This is a genomic window from Serratia sp. HNCC26DJ206 (assembly GCF_057180605.1).
In genome coordinates this window covers 54,667-79,074 of sequence record NZ_JBXUGP010000007.1, presented here as the reverse complement: position 1 = coordinate 79,074, position 24,408 = coordinate 54,667, and the positions used below count along the sequence as shown (strand labels likewise).

The window sequence follows — 24,408 nt, the reverse complement described above, 5'->3', positions numbered from 1 at the left end:
ATATAAGGCTTGAAAAGCAGACTTAGTGCAATCCACCGAAGCGAACTGCTCTAAGTCTGTTTAAATCACGCTAAATCCATTCTTAAAGGTTTTGCGCCGAGGCTACGGTTGATGGGTTTTTCTTACGCACCCACAGCCAGTAAGCCAGAGTAAGGAAAGCGACCCAGACTAAGCCGACATACAGTGCAATACGGCTTGCTTCGAAATAACCCAACAGACCGATCACAAACAGCATAAATGCCGTTGCTATTGCCGGGGCCAACGGCCACCAGGGTACCGGGAAACTCAGTTGGCTGACTTCTTCTTTGCTGAGCGTGCGGCGCATAGCGATCTGCGAAAGCAGAATCATCAGCCATACCCAAACGGTGGCAAAGGTAGCGATTGACGCAATGATCATGAAGATCTGTTGCGGGATGAAATAGTTGAGTACCACCGCCAGCAGCAGCGCGATGGACATCACCAACACCGTCATCCAGGGTACTCCGCTGGCAGTCAGCTTAGAGAAGCTTTTTGGTGCCTGGCCGTCATGAGCCATGCCATACATCATGCGGCCTGCGCCAAAGATATCGCTGTTGATGGCGGAAATAGCGGCGGTGATCACCACGACGTTCAACACGTTGGCAGCGGAACTGATCCCCAGATTGCTGAAGATTTCCACGAACGGGCTGCCTTTCTGGCCGATGCTGTTCCAAGGGTAGATCGCCATCAGCACCAGTAAGGTCAACACGTAGAATAACAGTATGCGTATTGGCACGGAGTTGATGGCTTTTGGCAGCACGGTGGCCGGATCTTTCGCTTCGCTGGCGGTGATACCGATAATTTCAATACCGCCGAAGGCAAACATCACCACGGCCAGTGAAGCCACTACGCCGCCAATGCCGTTTGGCATAAAACCGCCGTGTTGCCACAGGTTACTGAAGCCGGTGGCTTCTTGCGTTTGGCCGAAGCCAAACATCATCACTGCCGCCCCGCCGATGATCATCGCCACAATGGCCGCGACTTTCACCAGTGAAAGCCAGAACTCCATCTCACCGAATACTTTGACGCTGCACATGTTGAGCGCACCAATAAACATAATGATGCTCAGTACCCAAACCCACTGTGCGACATCCGGGAACCACAGCCCCATATAGATACCAAAAGCCGTGACGTCGGCCAGGGCTACGATCACCATTTCAAAGGTGTAGGTCCAACCGGTGAGAAACCCCGCCAGTGGGCCAAGGTAGTGGCTGGCGTAGTGGCCGAAGGAGCCGGAAACCGGCTGATGAACCGCCATTTCCCCCAGCGCTCGCATCACCATAAACACCGCCGCTCCGCCGACCAGATAGGCCAGGAGGACGGCAGGGCCAGCCAGTTGAATAGCGCCTGCGGAACCGTAGAACAGCCCGGTGCCGATGGCGGAACCCAAGGCCATAAAGCGAATGTGCCGTGCGTTCAAACCGCGCCGGAGTTGAGTTTTTTCGTTACGCATGTTGCTTCCCCGTTTTAGAGTTGTTGTCGGACAGGCAGCACTGCCCACATCGGGGAAACGAGCCCGATGGGACAGAGTACGAACTTGTAGGGTATATCCCTTTTGTCATGCAAACCGCAACGTTGCTAGCTGCGATTTGCAATCCAGAGGGCAGATTAAAGAAACGGCTACGCCTGGCTAGGCAACAGCGCCGCGGGTATCAGTGATGTCAGATGACCGGCCGCCAACAGCGCACTGGCGGCTTCGATATCGGGAGCGAAGAACCGATCCTTATCGTAGTAGCTGACATATTCGCGCAGCAGGCGGCGCGCCTGTTCCAGGCCTTCGGTGGTTTGCAGACCCTTACGCAGATCCAGCCCTTGGCAGGCCGCCAGCCACTCTACCGCCAGGATACCGCGCACGTTATCGGCCATTTCCCACAGGCGACGGCCAGCGGCTGGGGCCATAGAAACGTGGTCCTCCTGGTTGGCCGACGTCGGAATACTGTCGACGCTGGCCGGGTGTGCCAGTGCTTTGTTCTCGCTGGTCAAGGCTGCTGCGGTGACCTGTGCGATCATAAAGCCGGAGTTCACGCCGCCGTTATCCACCAGGAATGGTGGTAGCTGCGACATGTGTTTATCCATCATCAGAGAAATACGGCGCTCGGCGAGCGAACCGATTTCAGCGAACGCCAGTGCCAGATTGTCGGCAGCCATGGCCACCGGTTCAGCGTGGAAGTTACCGCCGGACAGCACATCACCTTGGTCAGCAAACACCAGCGGGTTATCGGAAACCGCGTTGGCTTCGATCTCCAGGACTTCTGCTGCATTGCGGATCTGCGTCAGGCAGGCTCCCATCACCTGTGGCTGGCAGCGCAGGGAGTAGGGATCCTGCACTTTGTCACAGTTGTGGTGCGAGTCAGATACGCCGCTACGTTCCCCTAGCAGATGGCGATACGCGGCGGCTGCATCGATCTGGCCACGTTGGCCGCGCACTTCATGGATCCGTGCATCGAACGGGCTGCGGGAGCCCAACGCTGCTTCTACCGTCAGGCTGCCGGTGACGGTCGCCGCCGCGTACAGATCTTCTGCATCAAACAGGCCGCGTAGGGCAAAGGCGGCAGAAACCTGAGTACCGTTCAACAGTGCCAGCCCTTCTTTAGCGGCGAGCTGAATCGGCTTCAGGCCCGCTTTAGCCAGCGCATCGACCGCTGGCAACCATTCGCCCTGATAACGGGCTTTGCCTTCACCCAGCAAGACCAGGCTCATGTGTGCCAGCGGTGCCAGATCGCCGGAAGCACCGACGGAACCCTTCAGCGGAATATGCGGATAGACTTCGGCATTCACCAGAGCCATCAATGCCTGAATCACTTCCAGACGGATACCGGAAAAACCGCGCGACAGGCTGTTGATCTTCAGCACCATGATCAGGCGCACCAGATTGTCATCGGTCGGCGCGCCAACGCCGGCGGCGTGAGAAAGCACAAGGGAGCGTTGGAGGTTTTCCAGATCGTTACGGGCGATACGGCTTGAGGCCAACAGACCAAAACCCGTGTTGATCCCATAGGTGGTGCGGTTTTCTTCCACAATGCGTTCTACACAGGCCACGCTTTGTTGGATCGCGCTATAAGCATGGTCGTCCAGAGTCAGTTTTACCGGCTGTTGATAAACCTGGCGCAGCTCGGCAAGCGTCAGTTTGCCTGGGCGAATAGTCAGTGCTTTCATGCTTTGTCTCCCTGAGTGGCCGCGATCATTGGCAGGTTGAGGCCCTGCTCGCATGCACAATCGATAGCAATATCATAGCCTGCGTCAGCATGACGCATCACGCCGGTGGCCGGATCGTTATGCAGCACGCGAGCAATTCGCTCAGCGGCCTCGTCGGTGCCGTCACAGAGGATCACCATTCCGGAATGCTGCGAGAAGCCCATGCCGACACCACCGCCGTGGTGTAGAGAAACCCAGGTCGCGCCGCTGGCGGTGTTCAGCAGGGCATTGAGTAACGGCCAGTCGGATACCGCATCGGAACCGTCTTTCATCGATTCGGTTTCGCGGTTGGGGCTGGATACTGAACCGGAGTCCAGATGGTCACGACCAATCACGATCGGTGCAGAGAGTTCGCCACGGCGTACCATCTCGTTGAACGCCAGCCCTAGCTTGGCGCGTTGGCCCAAACCGACCCAGCAGATACGTGCGGGTAAGCCTTGGAAGCTGATGCGCTCACGCGCCATATCCAGCCAGCGATGCAGATGCTCATCGTCTGGGATCAGCTCTTTCACCATCGCATCGGTTTTGTAGATATCTTGCGGATCGCCAGACAGCGCTGCCCAGCGGAACGGGCCGATGCCGCGACAGAACAGTGGGCGGATGTAGGCTGGGACAAATCCTGGGAAATCAAAGGCATTGCTGACGCCCATCTCTTTTGCCATCTGACGGATGTTGTTGCCATAGTCAAAGGTCGGCACGCCCATTTTCTGGAAGGCCAGCATGGCTTCAACATGTTCAGCCATTGATTGCTTGGCCGCGTTGACCACCAGCGCGGGTTCGGTCTGCGCACGGCGGCGATACTCTTCCCAGCTCCAGCCTTTCGGCAGATAACCGTTCAGCGGATCGTGGGCGCTGGTCTGATCGGTGACCATATCCGGGCGCACGCCGCGTTTGACCAACTCCGGCAGGATCTCGGCCGCGTTACCACACAGGGCGATGGAGATGGCTTTGCCTTCGGCGGTGTAGCGCTTGATGCGCGCCAGCGCGTCGTCGAGATCGGTAGCTTGTTCGTCGACGTAGCGGGTTTTCAGGCGGAAATCGATACGGCTCTGCTGACATTCGATATTCAGCGAGCAGGCCCCGGCCAGCGTGGCGGCCAGTGGCTGCGCGCCGCCCATGCCACCCAAGCCTGCGGTCAGTACCCAGCGGCCTTGCAGGCTGCCGTTGTAATGCTGGCGGCCAGCTTCGACGAAGGTTTCATAGGTGCCCTGCACGATGCCCTGGCTGCCGATGTAGATCCAACTGCCAGCGGTCATCTGGCCATACATCGCCAAGCCTTTGGCATCCAGTTCGTTGAAGTGTTCCCAAGTCGCCCAATGCGGAACCAGGTTGGAGTTGGCGATCAGCACACGCGGGGCGTTGCTATGGGTTTTGAATACGCCGACCGGTTTGCCGGACTGCACCAGCAAGGTTTCGTCGTCTTCCAGTTTTTTGAGGGTTTCAACAATCTTGTCGTAACAATCCCAATCACGGGCAGCACGGCCGATACCGCCGTACACCACCAGTTCGTGCGGGTTTTCCGCCACTTCAGGATCGAGGTTATTCATTAGCATACGCAGGGGGGCTTCGGTCTGCCAACTTTTGGCATTTAGTTGAGTGCCGCGGGGCGCGCGTATATCGACGTTGCGAACTTTGTTATTTGCAGTCACAGCTATTTCCTCAAACAGTATCGGTACAAATTTTATGACGCAGCAGATCTCTCACCATGTCATAACAATGCGTCGGGATAATTAACATATACTTGTATGTACAAGCATATGCAACACTGACCAGTCAGCGGTGAAAAAGTCATAATGAAAAGTAATTTCTTTTTTTAATCAATCGAGTAGATGGTTTTTTAGCAGGAAAACCATGAATTAAGCCCGGCAGAATAGTGAGTTACTCTGCAAAAATGAATTAAAATAGCGTCATTTTTGAGCGTTAAATCACAATAAATTTACATACCCATTACAAGTTAGATGCAAGGATAAGGAAGTTATATTGCGGAGAAAGAACAAAAACCCATGAAGGGCATTTGAGGTTGATGACAAAGTGGTTTTTAAGCCCGAGATACTCGGGCCTAGCGCACCGAGGGGCGCTCCGGCGGCTTACGCCGCTACGACCCCTTCGGCACGCTCTCCCTAATATCTGGCTTTGTCAGCAGTCTGAAAGCCCGTGAAGGGCTTTTGCTGTTTAGGCGGGTTTAACTTGGGAGGTGGTGGCTTTATCTGAGCTGAGCTTGCGTGAAAACCATTGCTCAATGTACTTGTAAGAAAAATGTGCCAGCAGGATAGCTAAAGCGGAATACAGTATAAAACGTGGCCAACCGTAAGGTATCCCCAGTTTATCTATGCGACCATCTAACGCTGCATTGAGCATTGTATGGAGCAGATAAAGTGAGTAGGAAATTTTCCCAAGATAAACCAAAAAACGTGGGGTATATCTGGCTAGATAACGATCGCATATTACCACTGCCAAGAAAAGCAAGGTAAGAAAAGCACCCGCAGAATCAATACCATGGTTGTTATAGCCATTAAAGTACATTCCCCACACAGCGGCAGCGATAGCGAGGATCAACAGAGGAAATGACCATTTTGCTGGGGTATTCTTCAGGTAAGGGTATAACAAGCCAATTGTCACACCCGCCAAGAACTGCCAGATAATAGGATTCGTCATCAGGTTTAAATGGGCTGAACCAAAATTATAGCCTGACACACTCAACGTCGGCGTTAATCCCACAAGCAAAGGCAGAGCAACCAACGTACAGGCAAAAAAGCTATACAACACGACCCAGTGTTTTTTAAACAGCAGGCTAAGAGCAGTGACCAAATAGAAATAAATTTCGTAGTTCAGCGTCCAGCGAATGCCGTACATACCACTATCATCCACATAGAAAGGGGCGTGCGTGGTATCGTAGGGGGTAAAAGTGAGTGCACTGAGCAAGTTACGCACCTTTTCAGGGTAATGAAAGGTACTCATTGCCCCCGAAAATAGGAAAGTAATCAACAGTAAAACGTAATAAGCCGGTAGCAGACGTATTGCCCGTTTTTTAATGAAAGTTAGGGTGCCAATCTGCTTAGGCTGCGCCCTTTCTATAGAAAGGGTAATAACGAATCCACTGATAATAAAGAATAAATCAACACCCACTGCGCCAAGGCCAAATATTTGATTACCTAAGCTTGGTGTGTCTGAGTTTAGAATCCAGCGGTAATGAAAAAACATGACGGCAAGAGCAGCCAAACCGCGCAAAGCTTGCACGCTTTCAATTTTATTCTCTTTCAAATGTTGTCGTCCATGGGGGAGAAAAAGTGTCGTATAGCCTAAAGGTATTGCCATGAAATCGAAAGTGAATTGTTAGATTTTCTTCTCGATAGGGAGCTCAATATTAACAGGCGGTTTGCAATGCCGGGTGCTCAGAAATGTGTGATAACTCAGTGGCAGATATTACGCAGCTACCAACGGGCTATGCTCTGGTAATCCTGACCCCGTTTGGCCGCAGAAGCAGGATCTGCGATAATGCGTTTTTACCCTGCCTGATTGAGAAAACGATGCAGTATCCGATTAACGAGATGTTCCAAACCTTGCAAGGGGAAGGCTATTTTACCGGCGTTCCGGCTATTTTTATTCGTCTGCAGGGCTGCCCGGTGGGGTGTAGCTGGTGCGATACCAAACACACCTGGGAAAAGGATGCCGATCGGGAAGTGGATATGCAGCGGATCCTGGTAAAAACCGCTGAAAGCGATGCCTGGGGCAGCGCCAGCGCCGAGCAATTACTCAAGGTGATCCAGCAGCAAGGTTATACCGCGCGCCATATTGTGATCACCGGCGGTGAACCTTGTCTCTACGATCTGATCCCGCTGACCACATTGTTTGAAAACAGTGGCTATGGCTGCCAGATAGAAACCAGTGGCACCCATGAAATCCTCTGCTCCCCCAATACCTGGGTGACGGTTTCACCGAAAGTAAACATGCGCGGTGGAATGAAAGTCTTGCAGCAAGCGCTGGCGCGTGCTGATGAGATCAAACACCCGGTCGGGCGTGAGCGTGATATTGAGGCACTGGATGAGTTACTGGCAACGCTGCATGATGAGAAGCGCCGTATCATCGCACTGCAACCGATCAGCCAGAAAGAAGAGGCGACGCGTTTGTGTATTGCAACCTGCATCGCACGCAACTGGCGGCTTTCGATGCAAACCCATAAATATTTGAATATTGCCTAAGACTGGCCAGTTCCCTCTCCTTTGGGGAAAGGGTTAGGATGAGGGGATTAAGCCCCTCACTCTGTACCTTGCTCTTTCAGCCCTTATACACACAGCCTGCGGTACAGGTCTCTTTCACCATTACCGCCGTTAATTCTGGCAACCGTGGTTTGAGCTGTTGCCAGATCCAGGCGGCAAGCACTTCGCTGGTGGGATTTTCCAATCCTGGAATATCGTTGAGATAATGGTGATCCAGGCGTTGCCAAATCGGATCAAACGCCGCCTTCAGTTCGGCAAAATCCATTACCCAGCCGGTGTGTGCATCCACTTCACCGGTGACTTCCAAACGCACCATAAATGAATGCCCGTGCAGGCGGCCACATTTATGGCCCTCGGGAACGTGCGGCAAACGATGGGCGGCTTCAAACAGAAAATCTTTAAACAGCGTGGTTGCCATTATTTTGGCCTCATTGATTCAAAAAACGCCGCACAGTGTAGCGAAAAGCGGCTTTGCTTACCATTTATACCCTTCCATACCTTCAGTATTCTAACTACCGCAGCTCAGCAGCTTGGGCTTAACACTTTTTTTGTTTGGTCCGTGTGTTGCTTATCGGATGAGGTCATCAACCATAAATGCGATTCATTCCATAATGACCGTAAAAAGTGTTTTACTTTCATGTGGATAAAAAAACGCTCTTAACGCTTTAACCGCTATCCCTTACCAGAAAAACAGCTTAGTCATTTTGGTTATTAATTATTGCTATCCCTTATTTAATCGTTGCAATTGCGCTCGGTAACCTTACAAACTCTCCTGATCTTTTCAGGCAAGCAAACAGCGACCGACATTGGCTAAGCATAGGATATCCGTACTGCGATGACGACTCAGGCACCTCCAACATCTTTGCTCCCGCTGACACCCGAACAGTTGGCGCGCCTTCAGGCCGCAATTGGTGAGTATTCACCAACGCAACTGGCGTGGCTGTCCGGTTACTTCTGGGGAATGGTTAATCAACAACCGGGAGCTGTCGCCAACGCGCCAGCGGTGCCTGCTGCCGCTGCGGCCAGCATTACCGTGATTTCTGCTTCCCAGACCGGCAATGCGCGCCGGCTGGCGGAACAGCTACGTGACGATCTACTGGCGGCCAAACTGAGCGTCACCTTGGTGAATGCTGGCGACTACAAGTTCAAGCAAATCGCTCAGGAGCGCCTGCTGGTGGTGGTGGCCTCTACCCAAGGAGAGGGCGAACCGGCGGAAGAAGCGGTCGCGCTGCATAAATTCCTGTATTCGAAAAAAGCGCCAAAGCTCACCGACACCGCCTTTGCCGTATTCGGTTTAGGCGACACTTCTTACGAGAACTTCTGCCAGTCCGGTAAAGATTTTGACGCCAAGCTGGCAGAGTTGGGTGCAGAACGTTTGGTTGAACGTATCGATGCCGATGTGGAATATCAGGAACTGGCAAGCGCATGGCGCAAGCAGGTAGTTGAAGTGCTGAAGGGGCGTGCGCCCGTAGAAAGCAGCGCGCCGAGCGTATTGGCGAGCGGTGCCGTCGATCAACTCGACAGCAGTCCTTACAGCAAAGAACAGCCGTTGACCGCGCAACTGGCGGTGAAGCAACAGATCACCGGCCGTGGTTCAGATAAAGATGTGCGCCATATCGAAATTGACCTAGGGGATTCCGGCTTGCGTTACCAACCGGGAGACGCGCTGGGCGTCTGGTTCGATAACGATCCGGAATTGGTGAGCGAATTGGTGCAATTGCTGTGGCTGAAAGGCGACGAACCGGTTGAGGTCGAAGGTAAAACTTTGCCGCTGCGCGAGGCTTTACGTAATCACTTCGAGCTGACGCAGAACACCACGCCGATCGTGGAAAAATATGCCGCACTGTCGCGCGATGAAAAACTGATTGGCCTGCTGGCCGATAAAGCCAAGCTGCAGCACTACGCGCAGAATACGCCGATTGTTGATATGGTGCGTCAGGCTCCTGCGGATTTGAACGCCGAGCAGTTGCTTGGCCTGCTGCGCCCGTTGACGCCGCGTTTGTATTCAATCGCCTCCTCACAGGCGGAGAATGAAAACGAAGTGCATATCACCGTTGGCGTGGTGCGCTACGACATCGACGGCCGTGCCCGTGCGGGCGGTGCCTCCAGTTTCCTGGCGGATCGCCTGGAAGAAGAGGGCGATCTGCGGGTGTTTATCGAACATAACGACAATTTCCGCCTGCCTATTAATCCAGAAACGCCAGTGATCATGATCGGCTCAGGCACCGGTATTGCGCCGTTCCGCGCCTTTATGCAGCAGCGTGAAGCCGATGGCGCAACGGGGAAAAACTGGCTGTTCTTCGGCAACCCGCACTTTACCGAAGATTTCCTGTATCAGGTTGAATGGCAACGCTATGTGAAAGACGGATTATTGACCCGCATCGATCTGGCCTGGTCGCGCGATCAGCAGCATAAAGTCTACGTGCAGGACAAACTGCGCGAACAGGGGGCAGAAGTCTGGCGCTGGATCCAGCAAGGCGCACACATTTATGTCTGTGGCGATGCTAACCGCATGGCGAAAGACGTTGAAAATACATTATTAGCACTGGTGGCCGAGCACGGTGGTATGGATACCGAGCAGGCAGATGAGTTTTTAAGTGAGCTGCGCCTTGAGCGCCGTTATCAACGGGATGTGTACTGATGAGTGATAAACACCCTGGGCCTCTGGTTGTGGAAGGCAAATTGGCCGATGCCGAACGCTTGAAGAAAGAGAGCAACTTCCTGCGCGGCACCATTGCGGAAGATTTAAAAGACGGCCTGACCGGCGGCTTCAACGGCGACAACTTCCTGCTGATCCGTTTCCACGGCATGTACCAGCAGGACGACCGTGATATTCGCGCCGAACGTGCTGAGCAGAAGCTGGAGCCGCGCCACGCTATGATGCTGCGCTGCCGCCTGCCGGGGGGGATTATCACTCCGCAGCAGTGGTTGGGTATCGACAAGTTTGCGCAGGAAAGCACCCTGTACGGCAGTATCCGTATTACCAACCGCCAGACGTTCCAGTTTCACGGCATCCTGAAAGGCAATGTGAAGCCGGTGCATCAGTTGCTGAATCGCCTGGGGCTGGACGCATTGGCAACCGCCAATGACGTTAACCGCAACGTGCTCTGTACGTCGAACCCGGTAGAGTCTGAACTGCATCAGCAAGCCTACGAGTGGGCGAAGAAAATTTCCGAACACCTGCTGCCACGTACCCGTGCCTATGCCGAAGTGTGGCTGGATCAAGAAAAGGTGGCGACTACCGATGAAGAGCCGATCCTCGGGGCTACCTATCTGCCGCGCAAGTTTAAAACCACGGTAGTGATCCCGCCGCAAAACGATGTCGATCTGCACGCCAATGACATGAACTTTGTGGCTATCGCCAAAAACGGCAAGCTGGTGGGCTTTAACCTGTTGGTGGGCGGTGGTCTGTCGATCGAGCATGGTAATAAGAAAACCTATGCACGTAAGGCGAGCGAATTCGGCTATATCCCGCTGGAGCACACGCTGGCGGTCGCTGAAGCGGTGGTCACCACCCAACGCGATTGGGGGAACCGTACCGATCGCAAAAATGCCAAAACCAAATACACGCTGGAACGTGTTGGTGTGGACACCTTCCGCGCCGAAGTAGAAAAACGCGCCGGTATTACCTTTGAACCGGTACGTCCGTATGAATTTACCGGCCGTGGCGATCGTATCGGCTGGGTAAAAGGCATCGATCAACAGTGGCACTTAACGTTGTTTATTGAGAATGGCCGCCTGCTGGACTATCCAGGGCGCCCGCTGAAAACCGGCATGGCCGAGATCGCCAAGATCCACAAGGGCGATTTCCGCCTGACGGCCAACCAAAACCTGATTGTGGCCGGGGTCGCGGAGAGTGAAAAGGCGAAGATCGAAGCGCTGGCGCGTAAGCATTGCCTGATTGACGACGCGGTCAGCGAGCAGCGCAAAAACTCGATGGCCTGCGTGTCTTATCCTACTTGCCCGTTGGCGATGGCCGAGGCCGAACGCTTCCTGCCCGAGTTTGTCACCAAGGTGGAAGGCATCATGCAGCAGCACGGCGTGGGTGATGAGCACATCGTGTTGCGTATCACCGGTTGCCCGAACGGCTGTGGCCGTGCACTGCTGGCGGAGATCGGCCTGGTGGGCAAAGCGATTGGCCGCTACAACCTGCATTTGGGCGGCAACCGCGAAGGCACGCGTATTCCACGCATGTACCGTGAGAATATTAATGAAGCCGACATTTTGCAGGAAATTGATCGACTAGTAGGCCGCTGGGCGCAAGAGCGCAATGCGGGCGAAGGTTTTGGCGATTTCACGATCCGCGCCGGGATTGTTCGGCCGGTGGTGGATTCAGCCCGGGACTTCTGGGATTAAAAAACGCGGCATGCGAGTCGGGTGTCTATATTCGCCCTCACCGAAAGTAAAAGGGAACGGTTTGAGCTTGCTGGTTCAATAGGAATCAGGAACTTATCAAGTGCACAGTCTTACTCCCTCTACTTGGGGGAGAGGGCCGGGGTGAGGGAATTAATGAGCAGTATCAGGAGGCAAGCAACATGGCTGAACTCGATCTGGTAGCGCTGAATGCCTTGCCAAAATCAGGGCAGGCGCTGGCACTGGCGGTAGTTAATGGTCAGTTGGAACACTTCTCGGCGCAGGAACGAGTCGCCTGGGCGCTGGAGCATTTGCCGGGTGAATTCGTGCTTTCTTCCAGCTTTGGTATTCAGGCGGCGGTCTGTCTGCATCTGGTCACCCGCATCAAACCGGATATCCCGGTGATCCTGACCGATACCGGTTACCTGTTCCCGGAAACTTATCAGTTTATCGATCAACTGGCCGACAAACTGCAGCTCAATCTGCAAGTGTTCCGTGCCGAGCATTCACCGGCCTGGCAGGAAGCGCGTTACGGCAAACTGTGGGAGCAGGGCGTTGAGGGGATTGAGAAATACAATCAGCTCAACAAGGTTGAACCGATGAACCGTGCGCTGGAAACACTGGGTGCACAGACCTGGTTCGCTGGTTTACGCCGCGAGCAGTCCGGCAGCCGTGCCAACCTGCCGGTGATCGCGGTACAACGCGGGGTGTTCAAGATTTTGCCGATCATCGACTGGGATAATCGTCAGATTTACCAGTATCTGACCGAGCACGGGCTGAGTTATCACCCGATGTGGGAACAAGGGTACTTATCGGTTGGCGATACGCACACCACCCGTAAATGGGAAGAGGGCATGAAGGAGGAGGAAACCCGCTTCTTCGGCCTGAAGCGTGAGTGCGGGCTGCACGAAGGCTGAGGTTACTGGCAATGAGGGGGGAAACCCCTCATTGTGTTTACCAGATAGTCGAAGACCAGAAAACCCGGCCAATAATATGGATGCGTTGTTCAAATTCCTGACGATTCAGAGACTCATCGGGATACTCAGCACTATTAAAGCTCTTGATGATCACCCCACCATCAGGCTTGGCCACCAACTGCTTGACGCGGATTAAATCCCCATCCCGGATCGCATAATAATCGCCATCGTTGATCGGAAACTGATTCGCGGTATCAATCCCTACCACGTCGCCGCTGCGCAACAGCGGTGCCATGCTGTTGCCAATCACTCTGACAACCCGCGCATCACGGGCATTCACCCCCAAGCGCCGCAGGGTATAGCGCCGAAACGGCAGGCGATAGATTTCCCTTTCCTCTTCTGGCATTGCACCGCTACCCGCCGACGCCTCAACGTCTAGCACCGGTATATCGATGAACTCTTTCTGATCCTGCTCCATGGATTCCCACTCTTCAACGCGTAAGCGGCTCTCTTTGATTTCATCGAGTTTAGGTGACGTTGCTGCTGAGTTGCTCTCACCAAACAGCAACCACTGTGATGTTACCGAAAGAGCCTCTGCCAGTTTCTCCAGATTGCGTGGTGAGCGGGTTTGCCCAGTCTCAATTTTATTGATCGACTGCTGGCTGACCCCGACTTTTTCTGCCAAGGCCTTTTGGCTCAAGCCCAGTTGTTCGCGCCGCTTAGCAAGGCGTTCACCTAAAGTTTGCATAATTCATCTCCTGTTCCCCTGATTATAAATGAAAAAAATTCAATAACAACCTGTGAGGGTTGATACAACGTGATTATATTGATTTAACAACTATAAGTATGTAGTATACAACAACTGTATTTAGTCTGTCTTGGAGCAAAAATGAACAATGTAAAGGCAAGCCTTGAGACGTGGGGAAACTGGGCTCGTTGCCATCTGGGAACAGAGTTCGCAACGGTAAATATTACTTTTCAAGAAGCATTGCCGATGAGTACATCCAACCGGATCCGTATTGATGATAAGGAAGGCATGCTGATCGACGCGGCGGTTGCCGGGCTTAAACGCTTTGATTTACTGGCTTATAAATTGATTGTTGCGCATTATGTTTATCGCGTCAGCCAGAACCGTTTGGCGAGAGAGATCGGTAAGGCACAGAGCTATGTCGCCAATCTACTGCGTGTTGCCGAGGCCTTCATCGCTGGGCAAATCTTCTCTTATACCGAGACTGCCGCAACCGCTTGAAGACACTTCCAACCTGTTTTCTTGAGATACCGCCGTAAGGCGGTATTTTTTTGCCCACAACAAAAATAACAACAAAAAAGTGTTGATCTAATCTGATTAACAGGTATAGTAACAACTATAAGGTCAAAGAGTTGTATCTTGAACTCAGCCACCTGAAGCCCTTCTCCTCTGCGTGAAGGGCTTTTTTGTTTGTACCTCTGAAAAACGTATTCACGGTCAATAGGCGCGTTGCTGTCGGTGACGACTTATTGCCGTAAATCATATGCACACTGAATCGGTGCGTATGTACACCGGGAAGAACGCTTTTCCCACCGCCAATCGGGCAAAAAACAATAATAGTTAAGTAATTGGAGACGACTATGTCACAGGGCGCACGCCATTCGGTTTACTTTGTTAAAGAAGCAATTAGCGGAACTACCCCAAATACTCCAGCGCTGACGGTGTTCCGCGCAACGCAAAACTCACTGGATATCAAAATCAGTACGCTTGAATCTTCTGAGTTGCGCAGCGATGCAGAGCTTTCTGATCTGCGTTTGGGGACTCGCAGCGTTGAAGGTTCTCTGTCTGCAGAACTGACTTTCGGCACTTTCGATGATTTGATCGCTGCGGCATTACGCAGCACATGGACTACCGATAATAAATTGACGGCGGGTGTTCTGCGTCAGTCATTTACCTTTATTGATTACCAGGCAGATCTGCCTGCTGCTGATGGTCAGTACACTATCTACCGCGGCTGTGAAATCAACTCTATGTCGATGAAAGTGAGTGCCGAAGGGATCACCACTATCGAGTTTGGCATCATCGGCCGTACCATGGAGATTGCCACCGCGCTGCCAACGGGAGCAACTATTACTGCTGCAACCACAACGGCACCAATGGATGGTTTCTCAGGTTCGCTGCTGGAAGGGGGCAAAGCAGTCTCTGTGGTTACCGAAGTGGATCTGACGGTAGAAAACGGCATTGAATCGCGTTATGTCGTTGGTTCAAAAACCGCCATTACGCCAAGCACCAAGCGCCGTACGGTAAGCGGCACCCTCAACACCTATTTTGAGGATAACACCTACCGTAAGAAATTTATCAACGAAACGGAGAGTAATATCAGTTTTGATTTGCTAGATCCCAATAGCGCAACCAAAAAATACACGGTCAAAGTACCTCGCCTGAAATTTACTGAAGCACCGCGCAGTATTGATGGCGAAGGCGATATTATGATCAACCTCAATTATCGCGGGTTACTGGATCGCACCGTTGGCGCCAGCGTGCAGATTACGCGGGTCGTGGCGTAATAATATCCAGGTTTGAAGAATAACAAAAATAATAAAAATATCTGCCTAAGCGATCCTTTGGCTCAGGCAGTGTGATTTTTTTAGTTTTAAAGATAAACACTCCCGGCCATCAGAAAGTCATTTTTCGGTGGTTCGGGATTTTTAAATAAAATCATAACAAGTAGGATAATAATTATGGCCAGTTTTCGTGAGTTAAATATTGCCTCTAAAGCTAATGCCGGTATCGAGATCCCTGTAGTGATCCCTGGTGGCGATAAAGGGGTGCAAACCGGTGAACTCCTTACCGTATTAAGTACCTACAGCGAACGCTTCCGTAAAGCGGAGGCTGATGGTTATCGCCGTATTCGCGAATATGTGCGTGATGCGGAAGCCAAAAATAAAACCATGGATGATAAAATCTATGAAGAAGTGGCGTTAGATTCCATCGCCCAATTGATTATTGACTGGACCTATGACGAACCCTGTACCACAGAGAACGTCAAACTCTTTTTACAAACCAACCCCCATATGTATGACACGGTGAATCGTGTTGCAGCGGACCACAGCGTTTTTTTCGCCAACGCCGCGATCAGTTAATTCAACGCCTCGCGGCGGAATGGGAACTGAATATTCCCCCCAAGGGGAGTAAAGTTGCTCTGCGTAAGCATCTGGAAAAAGTGTGGCAAGTGACCGGTAAAAAACCGGCAAAGCTTGTTGAACTGGATAATACGCCCTTCCCGGAAGAGCTCGGCTATCTCTACCAATGGTTTGCCGAATTTTATAATGGTCAGCCCTTCAGCTACGGCGAGTTGGAGGCATGGTGTCGTTTGACCTGCCGGCAGTTGGATCCAATCGAAGTCGAAATAATGCGTCACTTGGTGCTGATACGCGAGGGAAACCGGACATGAGCCGGGTTAATGATAAGGCAGGTAATATATGGCAAATAACACCGTCATTATTGACAACAAAAGTATAGATAAAAGCACGCAATCTATTAAAGAGTATTGCAAAAATATAAAGAATGCGGCATCGGGAACGGCCTCTCTAGCACAGGCTACTGACAAATTAAATGCTATTGCTGTTGATTGCAGCGATGCTTTAAACAGCTTAAAGGGGAATAGTGGGAAAAGCGGCAATACAGTGATTAATATTTCACTGAATGGTGCGGCTAGTTCTGAGAATAACAACCAAAGTGCCATAAAGAAACTCTTATCCGATAAAATCTCAGGCGACGCTTATTCTGTCTCAAAAAAGAATAATGATTCATATAATCGTGTCGCTGATGAGGTTTCATCTTTGGCACCAAGTTTTGGTCCCTATGGGGTTGCAACAGCAGTCGGTACAAGAATAACTATTGGTGTCATAAATTCCATTGATAAAAAAATAAGTGAAATGGAGCGCGATGCTATCAGCGTACTGGAGTATTATGATAAAAAACCGTTAACAACCAAAGCGGATAAAGATAGATACAATCTAGCTTTAAATCAATTAATTACAGCAATGGAGCGTGAGAAGTTATTAAAAGAGGAGGGGGTTAAAGAAAAAGAGAATGAATATAAAAGAGCATCCGAGCCAATGTCTTTGGCGGACCCAGATAATCCGCAATACGATAATATAAAAGTCACCCCACCAGAATTTTACTCCAATCCTGCAAAATTGGCCGTTGAAGCAGCAAAATTACAACTTAAAAACCACAATGAGATATTAGATAGGTTAAAAGGAGTAAAAGAGTCTGTTAGTAAATCTTTAAATAATCCATTAGAAAGTAGCAATCATTTAAATCAGTTACCGGACCCACAACCCGAAGACTCACAAAACAGGCTGACCGCCACCATTACCTTACAAAAGGAATCGGTCAATTTTGCTGAGCAACACCTTGCTATCCGCCGTCTGGAGCGGGAAGAAGAACAGAAACTACAAGAATTGGCGGCTGCCAAGGCAAAAGAAGACGAAAGAAAGCAAAAAATAGCCGCCGGGCAACAATACGCCAAAGATTTAATTACTAAAGCCAATCCCCCCTCTGCGTTAGATCAGATCAATAATAATGAACAAGATCAATTGGCTACAGTTGGGCAAAGCCAAATGGTAGACCTGGCCAACTATCAGCTTTATGAAGACACGAAAACCGCTATTGCTACCACGGCCTCGCAGCAGCGGATAGAGCTTCATCGTCAAGAAGAGCAGACGCAGATGGCCTCCTTGCAAAGCGGCATGGATAGCATGAGTGGCGCAGTGGGTAGTTTAATGAATGTGGCAGAACTAACGGGAGGGAAAGACTCTGCCGCTTATCAACAAATGTTTGCGCTCTCGAAAGGTTTTGCGGTTTCTAAAGCGATGCTCAATCTACAAGTTGCCATTATGCAGGCTATGAGCGATGAAACAGCAGTAACTCCGATGCAAAAATTTGCCAACATGGCCGCTATCGCAGCTGCTGGTGCAGGTGTTCTCTCAACTCTCGCCAGTGTCACTCTCTCCGGTCAGGCCCATAGCGGCATTGATTATATTCCAAGGGAAGGCACCTGGTTGCTGGATCGCGGCGAGCGGGTGGTGGATAGCCGCACTAACGCCGATCTAAAACAGTTCCTGAACGGCGCACCGTCGTCGGGCGGTGGCTCATCGCTCTCCATTAATGTCCCGGTTACCGTGCAAAACGAGGGCGGCGGTTCGTCAATGTCTGCCGAAGGGCTAAGCCAACTGGCCGGTATGATCAAGAGCAAGGTGTATGAGGTGGTCAGTAATGAGCAACGCCCTGGTGGGTTATTAAATAGAGGAGCATACGCGTGAAAACCTTTACTTGGATCCCGGAAGAATCGCTGCAAGTGAGTGTAAAGCCGAAAGTCAAAGTGGTCTCTTTTGGCGATGGTTATGAGCAGCGCTCACCCGACGGTATCAATAACCAGTTGCGCAGTTACTCGCTGCAGTTTTCTGGCAGCGCGGAAGATGTCAGGACCATCGATCAGTTTCTGACTGAGCACGGTGGAGCGCAGGCTTTCAGTTGGCTGCCTCCCGACACCCTGAAAAGTGCGCTGTTCAAATGCGAAGAGTGGAACCTGACCGTTAACGGTTATTGGAATTCGCTGAGTGCTACTTTCCAGGAAGTTGTCGCCTGACAGTAAGGATCAATAAAATGAGAAATATCAGTAACTCACTGGTGCAATCCAGTGCTGCCATTGAGCAGGATACTTTGCTCGATCTCTACCAGGTCGATCTCACCTTTATCGGTGGTGATTTGCTGCGTTTCCACGCCGGACTAAATGAAAAAGGGGAAACGCTGGTGTGGCAAGGGAAGAGTTATCCTCCTTACCCGATTCAAGCCAATGGTTTTGAATTTAATGGCCAGGGCACCAGCAATCGACCCAAACTTACCGTGGCTAATATCAGCGGTTTGCTCACTGGTTTGAACGAAGATTTTGACGATCTGGTGGGTGCGGTCGTCACGCGTCGCCAAGTTCCGCGTCGCGCGCTGGATGCGGTGAACTTCAAGCAGGGGAACCCGCAGGCGGATGCTACGCAGGAATTAGTCAGCCGCTATGTCATTGAGCGGCTGACTAATCTTACCAGTGAGGCGGCGACCTATGAACTGGCACTGCCCAGTGAAAGCGATGGTGCCATGCTGCCTGCTAGGGTAATTATCAGCGACATCTGCCCCTGGGAATACCGTTCAGCCAACTGTAGCTATCGTGGTAGCCCGGTGGCGGATGAGAAAGACAATCCCACCACATCGGCACAGCTGGATAAATGCGGTAAACGGCTGAACTCCTGCAAAATGCGTTTCGGCAAGAACGGCATCTTGCCATTTGGTGGCTTCCCGTCCGCTGCCAAACTCAGCCGCTGATAGGGGGCATTATGGGCATTGAGCAGCAGATTCTGCAGCATGCCGCCGCAGAAGCACCGCTTGAGTGCTGCGGACTGGTGGTCAGCACTGAAGATCAACCACGCTATCTGCCTTGCAAGAATATCGCCGATTGTCCGGAGCTGAATTTTGAAATCTCACCCGATGATTGGTTACGTGCGCAACTGCAAGGCGACATTCTGGCGGTGGTACATAGCCACCCCGGCGGGCCGAACTATCTCAGCGAAGCCGATCGCGCGATACAAAAACGTACCGCCTGCGAATGGTGGCTGGCGAGCCGCGGAGATCTCCTGCGCTTTCGCAACTGTTTACCGCTGTTGGGCCGTCAATTCCTGCATGGTACGACCGACTGTTACACCTTGATTCGTGATGCTTATCATCTGGCTGGTATCGAATTACCGGAGGCAGAACGTGAAGATGACTGGTGGCTCGGTGAACAGGAGCTTTATCTGGAGAATATCGTCAGCGCCGGTTTTAGCCGCATTGCTGACGACAAGCCCCAACCCGGCGATGTGTTGCTGATCTGCCTTGGCAGCGCACGAGCCAATCATGCCGCCATCTACTGCGGCGATCAGACCATTCTGCATCATGTGCCGCACCGTTTAAGCCGCCGGGATACCTATGGCGGTTACTGGCAGCAATACACGCATTCAATATGGAGACATCAAGCATGGCAACCGTCTGCTTTTACGGCGATCTGCAACGATATGGCCGCCGCTTTCACTTAGAAGTCCATACCGCAGGGGAAGCGCTGCGTGCGCTGATCTCGCAAATTCCTGGGCTGCGCCAGCATATCCAGCCTGGATATTACCGAGTTCGTATCGCTAAAAACGACCTCAATGACGAAACGCTGGATAAGGGGATGAGTTCTCCGCTACCGGAACATGCGGTAATCCACATCGTGCCGCATCTAGCTGGTGCCAAAAACGCCGGACTATTCAGCGTGGTGCTGGGTGTTGCCATGATTGGTGCCGCATTCGTCACGGGGGGGTTATCTATGGCCGCTTGGGGAGCAAGTACCTGGGGGCTTGCGGTCTCAGGTTTGGGGATGGCGCTCAGTGGAGTTGCTAGCATGCTGACCAAAATGCCAACCACACCCATAGCAGGAGACAAAAACATCACCAATACCGCCTTTTCCAATCTGGATAACGGCATTGCTCAAGGCGCAGCCATTCCCCTGTGTTATGGGGAAGTGCGAATTGGCTCCAAGGTGCTGAGCCAAGGGCTAGCCACCGAGTAAGTTCGCGTCAATCAGCAATTTTTCTTTTCACTCAACCCTGGCCTCGCTGGGGTTTTTTTATCTGAGGTATGTATGGGCAAAGGTGGCGGTGGCGCTCGCACGCCAGTAGAACAAGCGGATAACTTAAAGTCAAAACAGCAATTATCCATTATCGATCTGCTTTGCGAAGGGCAGATCGAAGGCCCGGTTGGTGGGCTAAAAGGGGTCTATCTTAATGATACTCCGATTCAGAACAGCGATGGCTCCAACAACTTTTCCGGCGTTAATGCGCAATGGCTGGCTGGGACACAGCAGCAATCCTGCCTGGAAGGGTTTTCATCCGCAGAGAATGAAGTGCCGGTTTCTACCGAAGTGAAATATGGCGCACCGCTGATCAGAACCATCTCTTCTACGGATATCGACCGTGTTCGTGTCACCGTTGGCGTCAGCGCGCTGTTCTCGCAAACCTCGGAAGGGGACATTAACGGCAGCAGCGTTGAGTTGCTGGTTCAGGTCAGCAACGGTAGTACCTGGCAAACCCGTGAAACGGTGAAGATTGAGGGAAAAATCCGTTCACAATACCTGCGTTCGGTATTTTTGACCGCGCTACCGAAGGCTCCGTTTAATATCAGGGTGGTACGTAACACCCCAGACAGCACCAGCAGTAAAGTCGAGAATAAAACCCTGTGGTCCAGCTATACCGAAATCATCGACAGCAAACTCAGTTACCCGAATACCGCGCTGGTGGGGCTCTCTTTTGATTCCTCGCAGTTTCAGGGAGTGCCAAAGCGTAACTATCTGATTCGCGGCCTGATGATCAAAGTTCCCAGCAACTATGCGCCGGAAACCCGTACTTACACTGGGATGTGGGATGGCAGCTTCAAGATTGCCTGGAGCAATAACCCGGCGTGGATCTTCTACGACCTGGTGATGAACGAGCGTTATGGCTTGGGGAAACGCCTAGGGAATTTTGGTTGCGACAAGTGGGCCATGTATAGCATTGCACAATACTGCGATGTGATGGTCGACGACGGTTTCGGTAACAAAGAACCGCGCATGACCTGTAACTGCTATATCACCGATCGTCGTCAGGCGTATGAGGTGGTGAACGATCTGGCTTCGATCTTCCGTGCCATGCCGGTGTGGGATGGCATGCAGATGAGCTGTGTGCAGGATCGGCCCAGCGATCCTGTCTGGCGTTATACCAATGCCAACGTGGTGGATGGCAGCTTCAGTTATCAATCCAGCGCCCAGAAGGCACGGCATACGGCGGCCCATGTGCGCTATATCGATCCCGCCAATGGTTGGAAAACCGCGACGGAATACGTTTCTGACGATGTGATGATTGCCCGTTACGGTCTCAACGTCACCGAGATCGATGCCTTCGGCTGTACCTCGCGCGGTCAGGCCCGTCGCACTGGTCAGTGGATCCTGCAAACCGAACGGCTGGAAAAGCAGTCGGTCAGTTTCAATGTCGGGCGCGAAGGTATGAAGCATCTGCCAGGGGATATCATTGAAATCGTTGATAACCAGTATACCGGCAGCCGCAGCGGTGGGCGCATCAAGGCCATCAGTGGCCGCACTGTTACGCTGGACCGCGACATCACCATCCCCGCTGGGCAGCGCGCTTACTTGGGGTATATCGGGAAAGATAATAAGCCTGCTCAGGTGGATATCGCCTCGCGGCCACTGCCTAATCAGGTGGTATTGGCTCAGGATGTGACAGGCCTCCAGTTGCAAGGCGTTTGGACGCTCTCGCTTGCCAGCCTGAAGCCGCGGCTGTTCCGCGCCATGTCGATCGGTGAAAACGACGATGGCACTTACAGCATTAATGCATTGCAACATGTGCCGGAAAAAGAAGCGGCGGTGGATAACGGCGTCCGCTTTGATCCCAAGCCTGCTCGGCCTTATGGCGGTAACCTGCCGCCGGTGGAACATCTGCTGGTGGAAGCGATCCCAGACAGCAGCGTCACGCAGGCTCGCGCTTACTGGTCGACTCCAACGGTGAACCAGCATGTCACTTTTGAGGTGAAGCTCACCAGGGGCGGGGCGGTGGTATTGCGGGAAAATACCCCCGATACGCAATATCTGCTGAACGGCCTAGAGGTAGCTAATTATCAGATCTCCGTACGCTGCCGCGACAGCGAGGGGCGTTTAGGGGAAGAGACGGTGGTCGACTTTTCTCTTAATGCCCCCGCGCCCCCGGCCTATATTGATGTCACGCCTGGGGTGGGGCGCATTACTTTGCAGCCGCATTTTGCCGGAGCGGTTTCCTTTAATACTTTGTTTGAGTTCTGGTATGCGGAAAAAGCGCTGACGCTGAATCAAGTAGAATCGATGGCGATGAAGTTGGTCACCAGCAGCTACTACATTCACGATCGCTTAAAGCATGGCAAAACCTATTACTACTACGTCCGCTCGGTAAACCCTTACGGTAAATCGGCGTTTATCGGCGTTGAAGCGCAAACCAGCAGCGATGCGTCAGAAATCCTGGACGTGATTGCCGATCAGGTAATGAGCAGTGAATTAGGCAAAAGCCTGACGGACAGCGTAGAAAAAAATAATCAGGACCTGAACGAAGCGGCGAATGCCATTATCAGTAATGCCTTGGCGAACGATGCCGATGCACGCGAATGGCGGAAAAAGGTTGGCCAAACGGATGCGTCAATTACCGAGGTGAAACAGGTGGTGGCGGATGGCGAACAGGCTACCGCCACGGTGCTACAGCAATTAACCAGTAAAACTGATAATACGGCGGCATCTTTAACCCAGTTGTCGACCACTGTGGCTAACAACAGCAGTGCAACGTCGCAGCAAATTACCGGGCTAAACAGCCAGATTGGCACTGTTTCCGCTGATGTTCAGCAAACTTCGAAAACCGTCGCGGATATCAATGGCAAACTGTCTGCATCCTGGAATATTAAGGTTGGCACCACCAGCAACGGCAAACAGTATGCAGCCGGTATTGGCGTGGGGGTAGAAAATACCCCTAGCGGCATGCAGAGCCAGGTACTCTTTTCCGCCGATAGATTTGCCTTTATTAATACCGCCAATGGCACCACCAGTACACCCTTTGTGATTGATGGTAGTCAGACGATTATTAATAGCGCTTTTATTAAGGATGGGAGTATTACGAGTGTGAAGATAGCTGACGCCTCAATAACAAGTGCGAAAATAGGAAGCGCTCAGGTTGATACTTTAAGAATAAAAGATAATGCAGTAATAATACCAACGTCTTTTGCATCGTCTCCACAGATGACACAAAATGGTAGTGGTAATGTTGTTCAGATAATTTCCGGTAGTGTATATTACCCCTTTGATACTAGAGTGATGATAATTATCACGATTTCACAAAATTATACTGCTCATGCACATACAAAGGCTACTTTGAAAATAAATGGACAGGAGTTTTCAATATTTCATGCTGGAGTTGCCAATGATACTCCCGTATTAATGTGTAGCGCATTTCTTGGTGCAGGAACCTATACATTCTCACTAGAGTGGCGTGGTGAAAATAATGATGTGACATTTAATAATGCTAATATGGCAATATGGGGGGCTATGAGATGAGTAAACAATTTTCATTTTGTGATTCAGTTGGTCGTATATTACAACATGCATTGTGCAGAGATATAGATGCAGAAGCAACGGCAAAAGCCAGTGGTTTAACGAAAGTAGAAGGGTATTTTGATAGTAACCTTTTTTTTCTTAAAGGAAATGCAATTGTTGAGCGGCCAGTAATGGACATTACTTACTCTGATAATGTCCTAAAAAATGTTCCCATTGGTTCTAAAGTCCGTATTGATAATGAAGAGTATCAAGCTGATGGTACTGATATTGAATTATCTTTTTTGCATAATGCTGAATATCATATACAGGTATTCAACTTCCCTTATCAGGACTTCTCCATTAGGGTGACACCATGAAGATTAGACTAAAAAAAGATTACGCTGAGGAGCGGCGTAAAAACTATATGTCAATAGGTGATCAATTGGATGCCATTTATGAACTGGCAAAACACTTTCAAGAGAATGGAGAACGATTCCCTGAAAAAGTGGTGCAATGGATTAACCAGGTTGATTCTGTAAAAAAAGAAGTTAAAAAAATATAAAAACCGTTTTT

The 24,408-nt window shown here is 51.5% G+C and carries 22 protein-coding genes; 16 read left to right on the top strand and 6 right to left on the bottom strand.

Annotated features, from left to right (window positions below; all coding sequences use genetic code 11):
• Positions 1-82: 82 nt before the first annotated feature.
• The 4 genes from AC2A1E_RS06460 to AC2A1E_RS06445 all read right to left on the bottom strand — a co-directional run bounded on the left by AC2A1E_RS06460 (position 83) and on the right by AC2A1E_RS06445 (position 6,474).
• Complete coding sequence (locus AC2A1E_RS06460; protein WP_484383072.1) at positions 83-1,471, bottom strand: amino acid permease; 1,389 nt, start codon at positions 1,469-1,471, stop codon at positions 83-85.
• 167 nt (positions 1,472-1,638) lie between these two features.
• Positions 1,639-3,174 carry a histidine ammonia-lyase gene (gene hutH / locus AC2A1E_RS06455; protein WP_484383071.1) on the bottom strand — a complete coding sequence of 512 codons (1,536 nt, stop codon included), beginning with the start codon at positions 3,172-3,174 and terminating at the stop codon, positions 1,639-1,641.
• Entirely contained in the window at positions 3,171-4,862 is a 1,692-nt protein-coding gene (gene hutU, locus AC2A1E_RS06450; RefSeq protein ID WP_484383070.1) for a urocanate hydratase, read from the bottom strand. The genes hutH and hutU overlap by 4 nt, the downstream gene beginning before the upstream one ends.
• 523 nt (positions 4,863-5,385) lie before the next feature.
• Positions 5,386-6,474, bottom strand: coding sequence for an acyltransferase family protein (locus AC2A1E_RS06445; protein ID WP_484383069.1), 1,089 nt, complete (start codon positions 6,472-6,474; stop codon positions 5,386-5,388).
• 266 nt (positions 6,475-6,740) lie between these two features.
• Between AC2A1E_RS06445 and queE the strand changes: the two genes are divergently transcribed.
• Positions 6,741-7,412: a 7-carboxy-7-deazaguanine synthase QueE gene (queE, locus tag AC2A1E_RS06440; RefSeq protein ID WP_484383129.1), complete on the top strand. Its 672-nt coding sequence runs from the start codon at positions 6,741-6,743 to the stop codon at positions 7,410-7,412.
• A 76-nt stretch (positions 7,413-7,488) separates the two neighbouring features.
• Here queE and queD read toward each other — a convergent pair whose 3' ends face one another.
• Positions 7,489-7,848 (bottom strand): 6-carboxytetrahydropterin synthase QueD, encoded by a 360-nt coding sequence (gene queD / locus AC2A1E_RS06435; RefSeq protein ID WP_484383068.1) that lies wholly within the window; start codon positions 7,846-7,848, stop codon positions 7,489-7,491.
• A 417-nt stretch (positions 7,849-8,265) separates the two neighbouring features.
• On the opposite strand from queD, the gene cysJ reads away from it, so the two are divergent.
• The 3 genes from cysJ to cysH all read left to right on the top strand — a co-directional run bounded on the left by cysJ (position 8,266) and on the right by cysH (position 12,700).
• Positions 8,266-10,071 carry an NADPH-dependent assimilatory sulfite reductase flavoprotein subunit gene (gene cysJ, locus AC2A1E_RS06430; protein WP_484383067.1) on the top strand — a complete coding sequence of 602 codons (1,806 nt, stop codon included), beginning with the start codon at positions 8,266-8,268 and terminating at the stop codon, positions 10,069-10,071.
• The gene (cysI, locus tag AC2A1E_RS06425; RefSeq protein WP_484383066.1) at positions 10,071-11,786 is read left to right on the top strand and encodes an assimilatory sulfite reductase (NADPH) hemoprotein subunit; all 1,716 of its coding nucleotides are present in this window, start codon (positions 10,071-10,073) and stop codon (positions 11,784-11,786) included. The genes cysJ and cysI overlap by 1 nt, the downstream gene beginning before the upstream one ends.
• A gap of 179 nt (positions 11,787-11,965) precedes the next feature.
• Positions 11,966-12,700, top strand: coding sequence for a phosphoadenosine phosphosulfate reductase (gene cysH / locus AC2A1E_RS06420; protein ID WP_484383065.1), 735 nt, complete (start codon positions 11,966-11,968; stop codon positions 12,698-12,700).
• A 37-nt stretch (positions 12,701-12,737) separates the two neighbouring features.
• Here the strand turns inward: cysH and AC2A1E_RS06415 are convergent, their stop codons facing one another.
• Positions 12,738-13,448, bottom strand: a complete 711-nt coding sequence (locus AC2A1E_RS06415) for an XRE family transcriptional regulator (RefSeq protein WP_484383064.1) — start codon at positions 13,446-13,448, stop codon at positions 12,738-12,740.
• A gap of 141 nt (positions 13,449-13,589) precedes the next feature.
• Here AC2A1E_RS06415 and AC2A1E_RS06410 point away from each other — a divergent pair, with 141 nt between their 5' ends.
• The 12 genes from AC2A1E_RS06410 to AC2A1E_RS06355 all read left to right on the top strand — a co-directional run bounded on the left by AC2A1E_RS06410 (position 13,590) and on the right by AC2A1E_RS06355 (position 24,397).
• Complete coding sequence (locus tag AC2A1E_RS06410) at positions 13,590-13,949, top strand: antiterminator Q family protein (RefSeq protein ID WP_484383063.1); 360 nt, start codon at positions 13,590-13,592, stop codon at positions 13,947-13,949.
• 359 nt (positions 13,950-14,308) lie between these two features.
• Entirely contained in the window at positions 14,309-15,235 is a 927-nt protein-coding gene (locus AC2A1E_RS06405; RefSeq protein WP_484383062.1) for a phage tail tube protein, read from the top strand.
• Between the two features lie 174 nt (positions 15,236-15,409).
• A complete protein-coding gene (locus AC2A1E_RS06400; protein WP_484383061.1) occupies positions 15,410-15,811 on the top strand; it encodes a hypothetical protein in 402 nt (133 codons plus the stop codon).
• 89 nt (positions 15,812-15,900) lie between these two features.
• Positions 15,901-16,122 (top strand): phage tail assembly chaperone, encoded by a 222-nt coding sequence (locus AC2A1E_RS06395; RefSeq protein ID WP_337261180.1) that lies wholly within the window; start codon positions 15,901-15,903, stop codon positions 16,120-16,122.
• A gap of 28 nt (positions 16,123-16,150) precedes the next feature.
• Entirely contained in the window at positions 16,151-17,998 is a 1,848-nt protein-coding gene (locus AC2A1E_RS06390; RefSeq protein ID WP_484383060.1) for a hypothetical protein, read from the top strand.
• Complete coding sequence (locus AC2A1E_RS06385) at positions 17,995-18,324, top strand: phage tail protein (RefSeq protein ID WP_473188534.1); 330 nt, start codon at positions 17,995-17,997, stop codon at positions 18,322-18,324. Before AC2A1E_RS06390 ends, AC2A1E_RS06385 begins: the two co-directional genes overlap by 4 nt.
• 17 nt (positions 18,325-18,341) lie before the next feature.
• Complete coding sequence (locus tag AC2A1E_RS06380; protein WP_473188533.1) at positions 18,342-19,049, top strand: phage minor tail protein L; 708 nt, start codon at positions 18,342-18,344, stop codon at positions 19,047-19,049.
• 8 nt (positions 19,050-19,057) lie between these two features.
• Positions 19,058-19,795, top strand: a complete 738-nt coding sequence (locus tag AC2A1E_RS06375) for a C40 family peptidase (protein WP_484383128.1) — start codon at positions 19,058-19,060, stop codon at positions 19,793-19,795.
• A complete protein-coding gene (locus AC2A1E_RS06370) occupies positions 19,738-20,307 on the top strand; it encodes a tail assembly protein (RefSeq protein WP_484383059.1) in 570 nt (189 codons plus the stop codon). The genes AC2A1E_RS06375 and AC2A1E_RS06370 overlap by 58 nt, the downstream gene beginning before the upstream one ends.
• Before the next feature lie 72 nt (positions 20,308-20,379).
• Positions 20,380-23,856 (top strand): TipJ family phage tail tip protein, encoded by a 3,477-nt coding sequence (locus AC2A1E_RS06365; RefSeq protein WP_484383058.1) that lies wholly within the window; start codon positions 20,380-20,382, stop codon positions 23,854-23,856.
• Positions 23,853-24,212 (top strand): hypothetical protein, encoded by a 360-nt coding sequence (locus tag AC2A1E_RS06360; RefSeq protein ID WP_484383057.1) that lies wholly within the window; start codon positions 23,853-23,855, stop codon positions 24,210-24,212. The genes AC2A1E_RS06365 and AC2A1E_RS06360 overlap by 4 nt, the downstream gene beginning before the upstream one ends.
• Positions 24,209-24,397 carry a hypothetical protein gene (locus tag AC2A1E_RS06355; RefSeq protein ID WP_484383056.1) on the top strand — a complete coding sequence of 63 codons (189 nt, stop codon included), beginning with the start codon at positions 24,209-24,211 and terminating at the stop codon, positions 24,395-24,397. Before AC2A1E_RS06360 ends, AC2A1E_RS06355 begins: the two co-directional genes overlap by 4 nt.
• Positions 24,398-24,408: the final 11 nt, after the last annotated feature.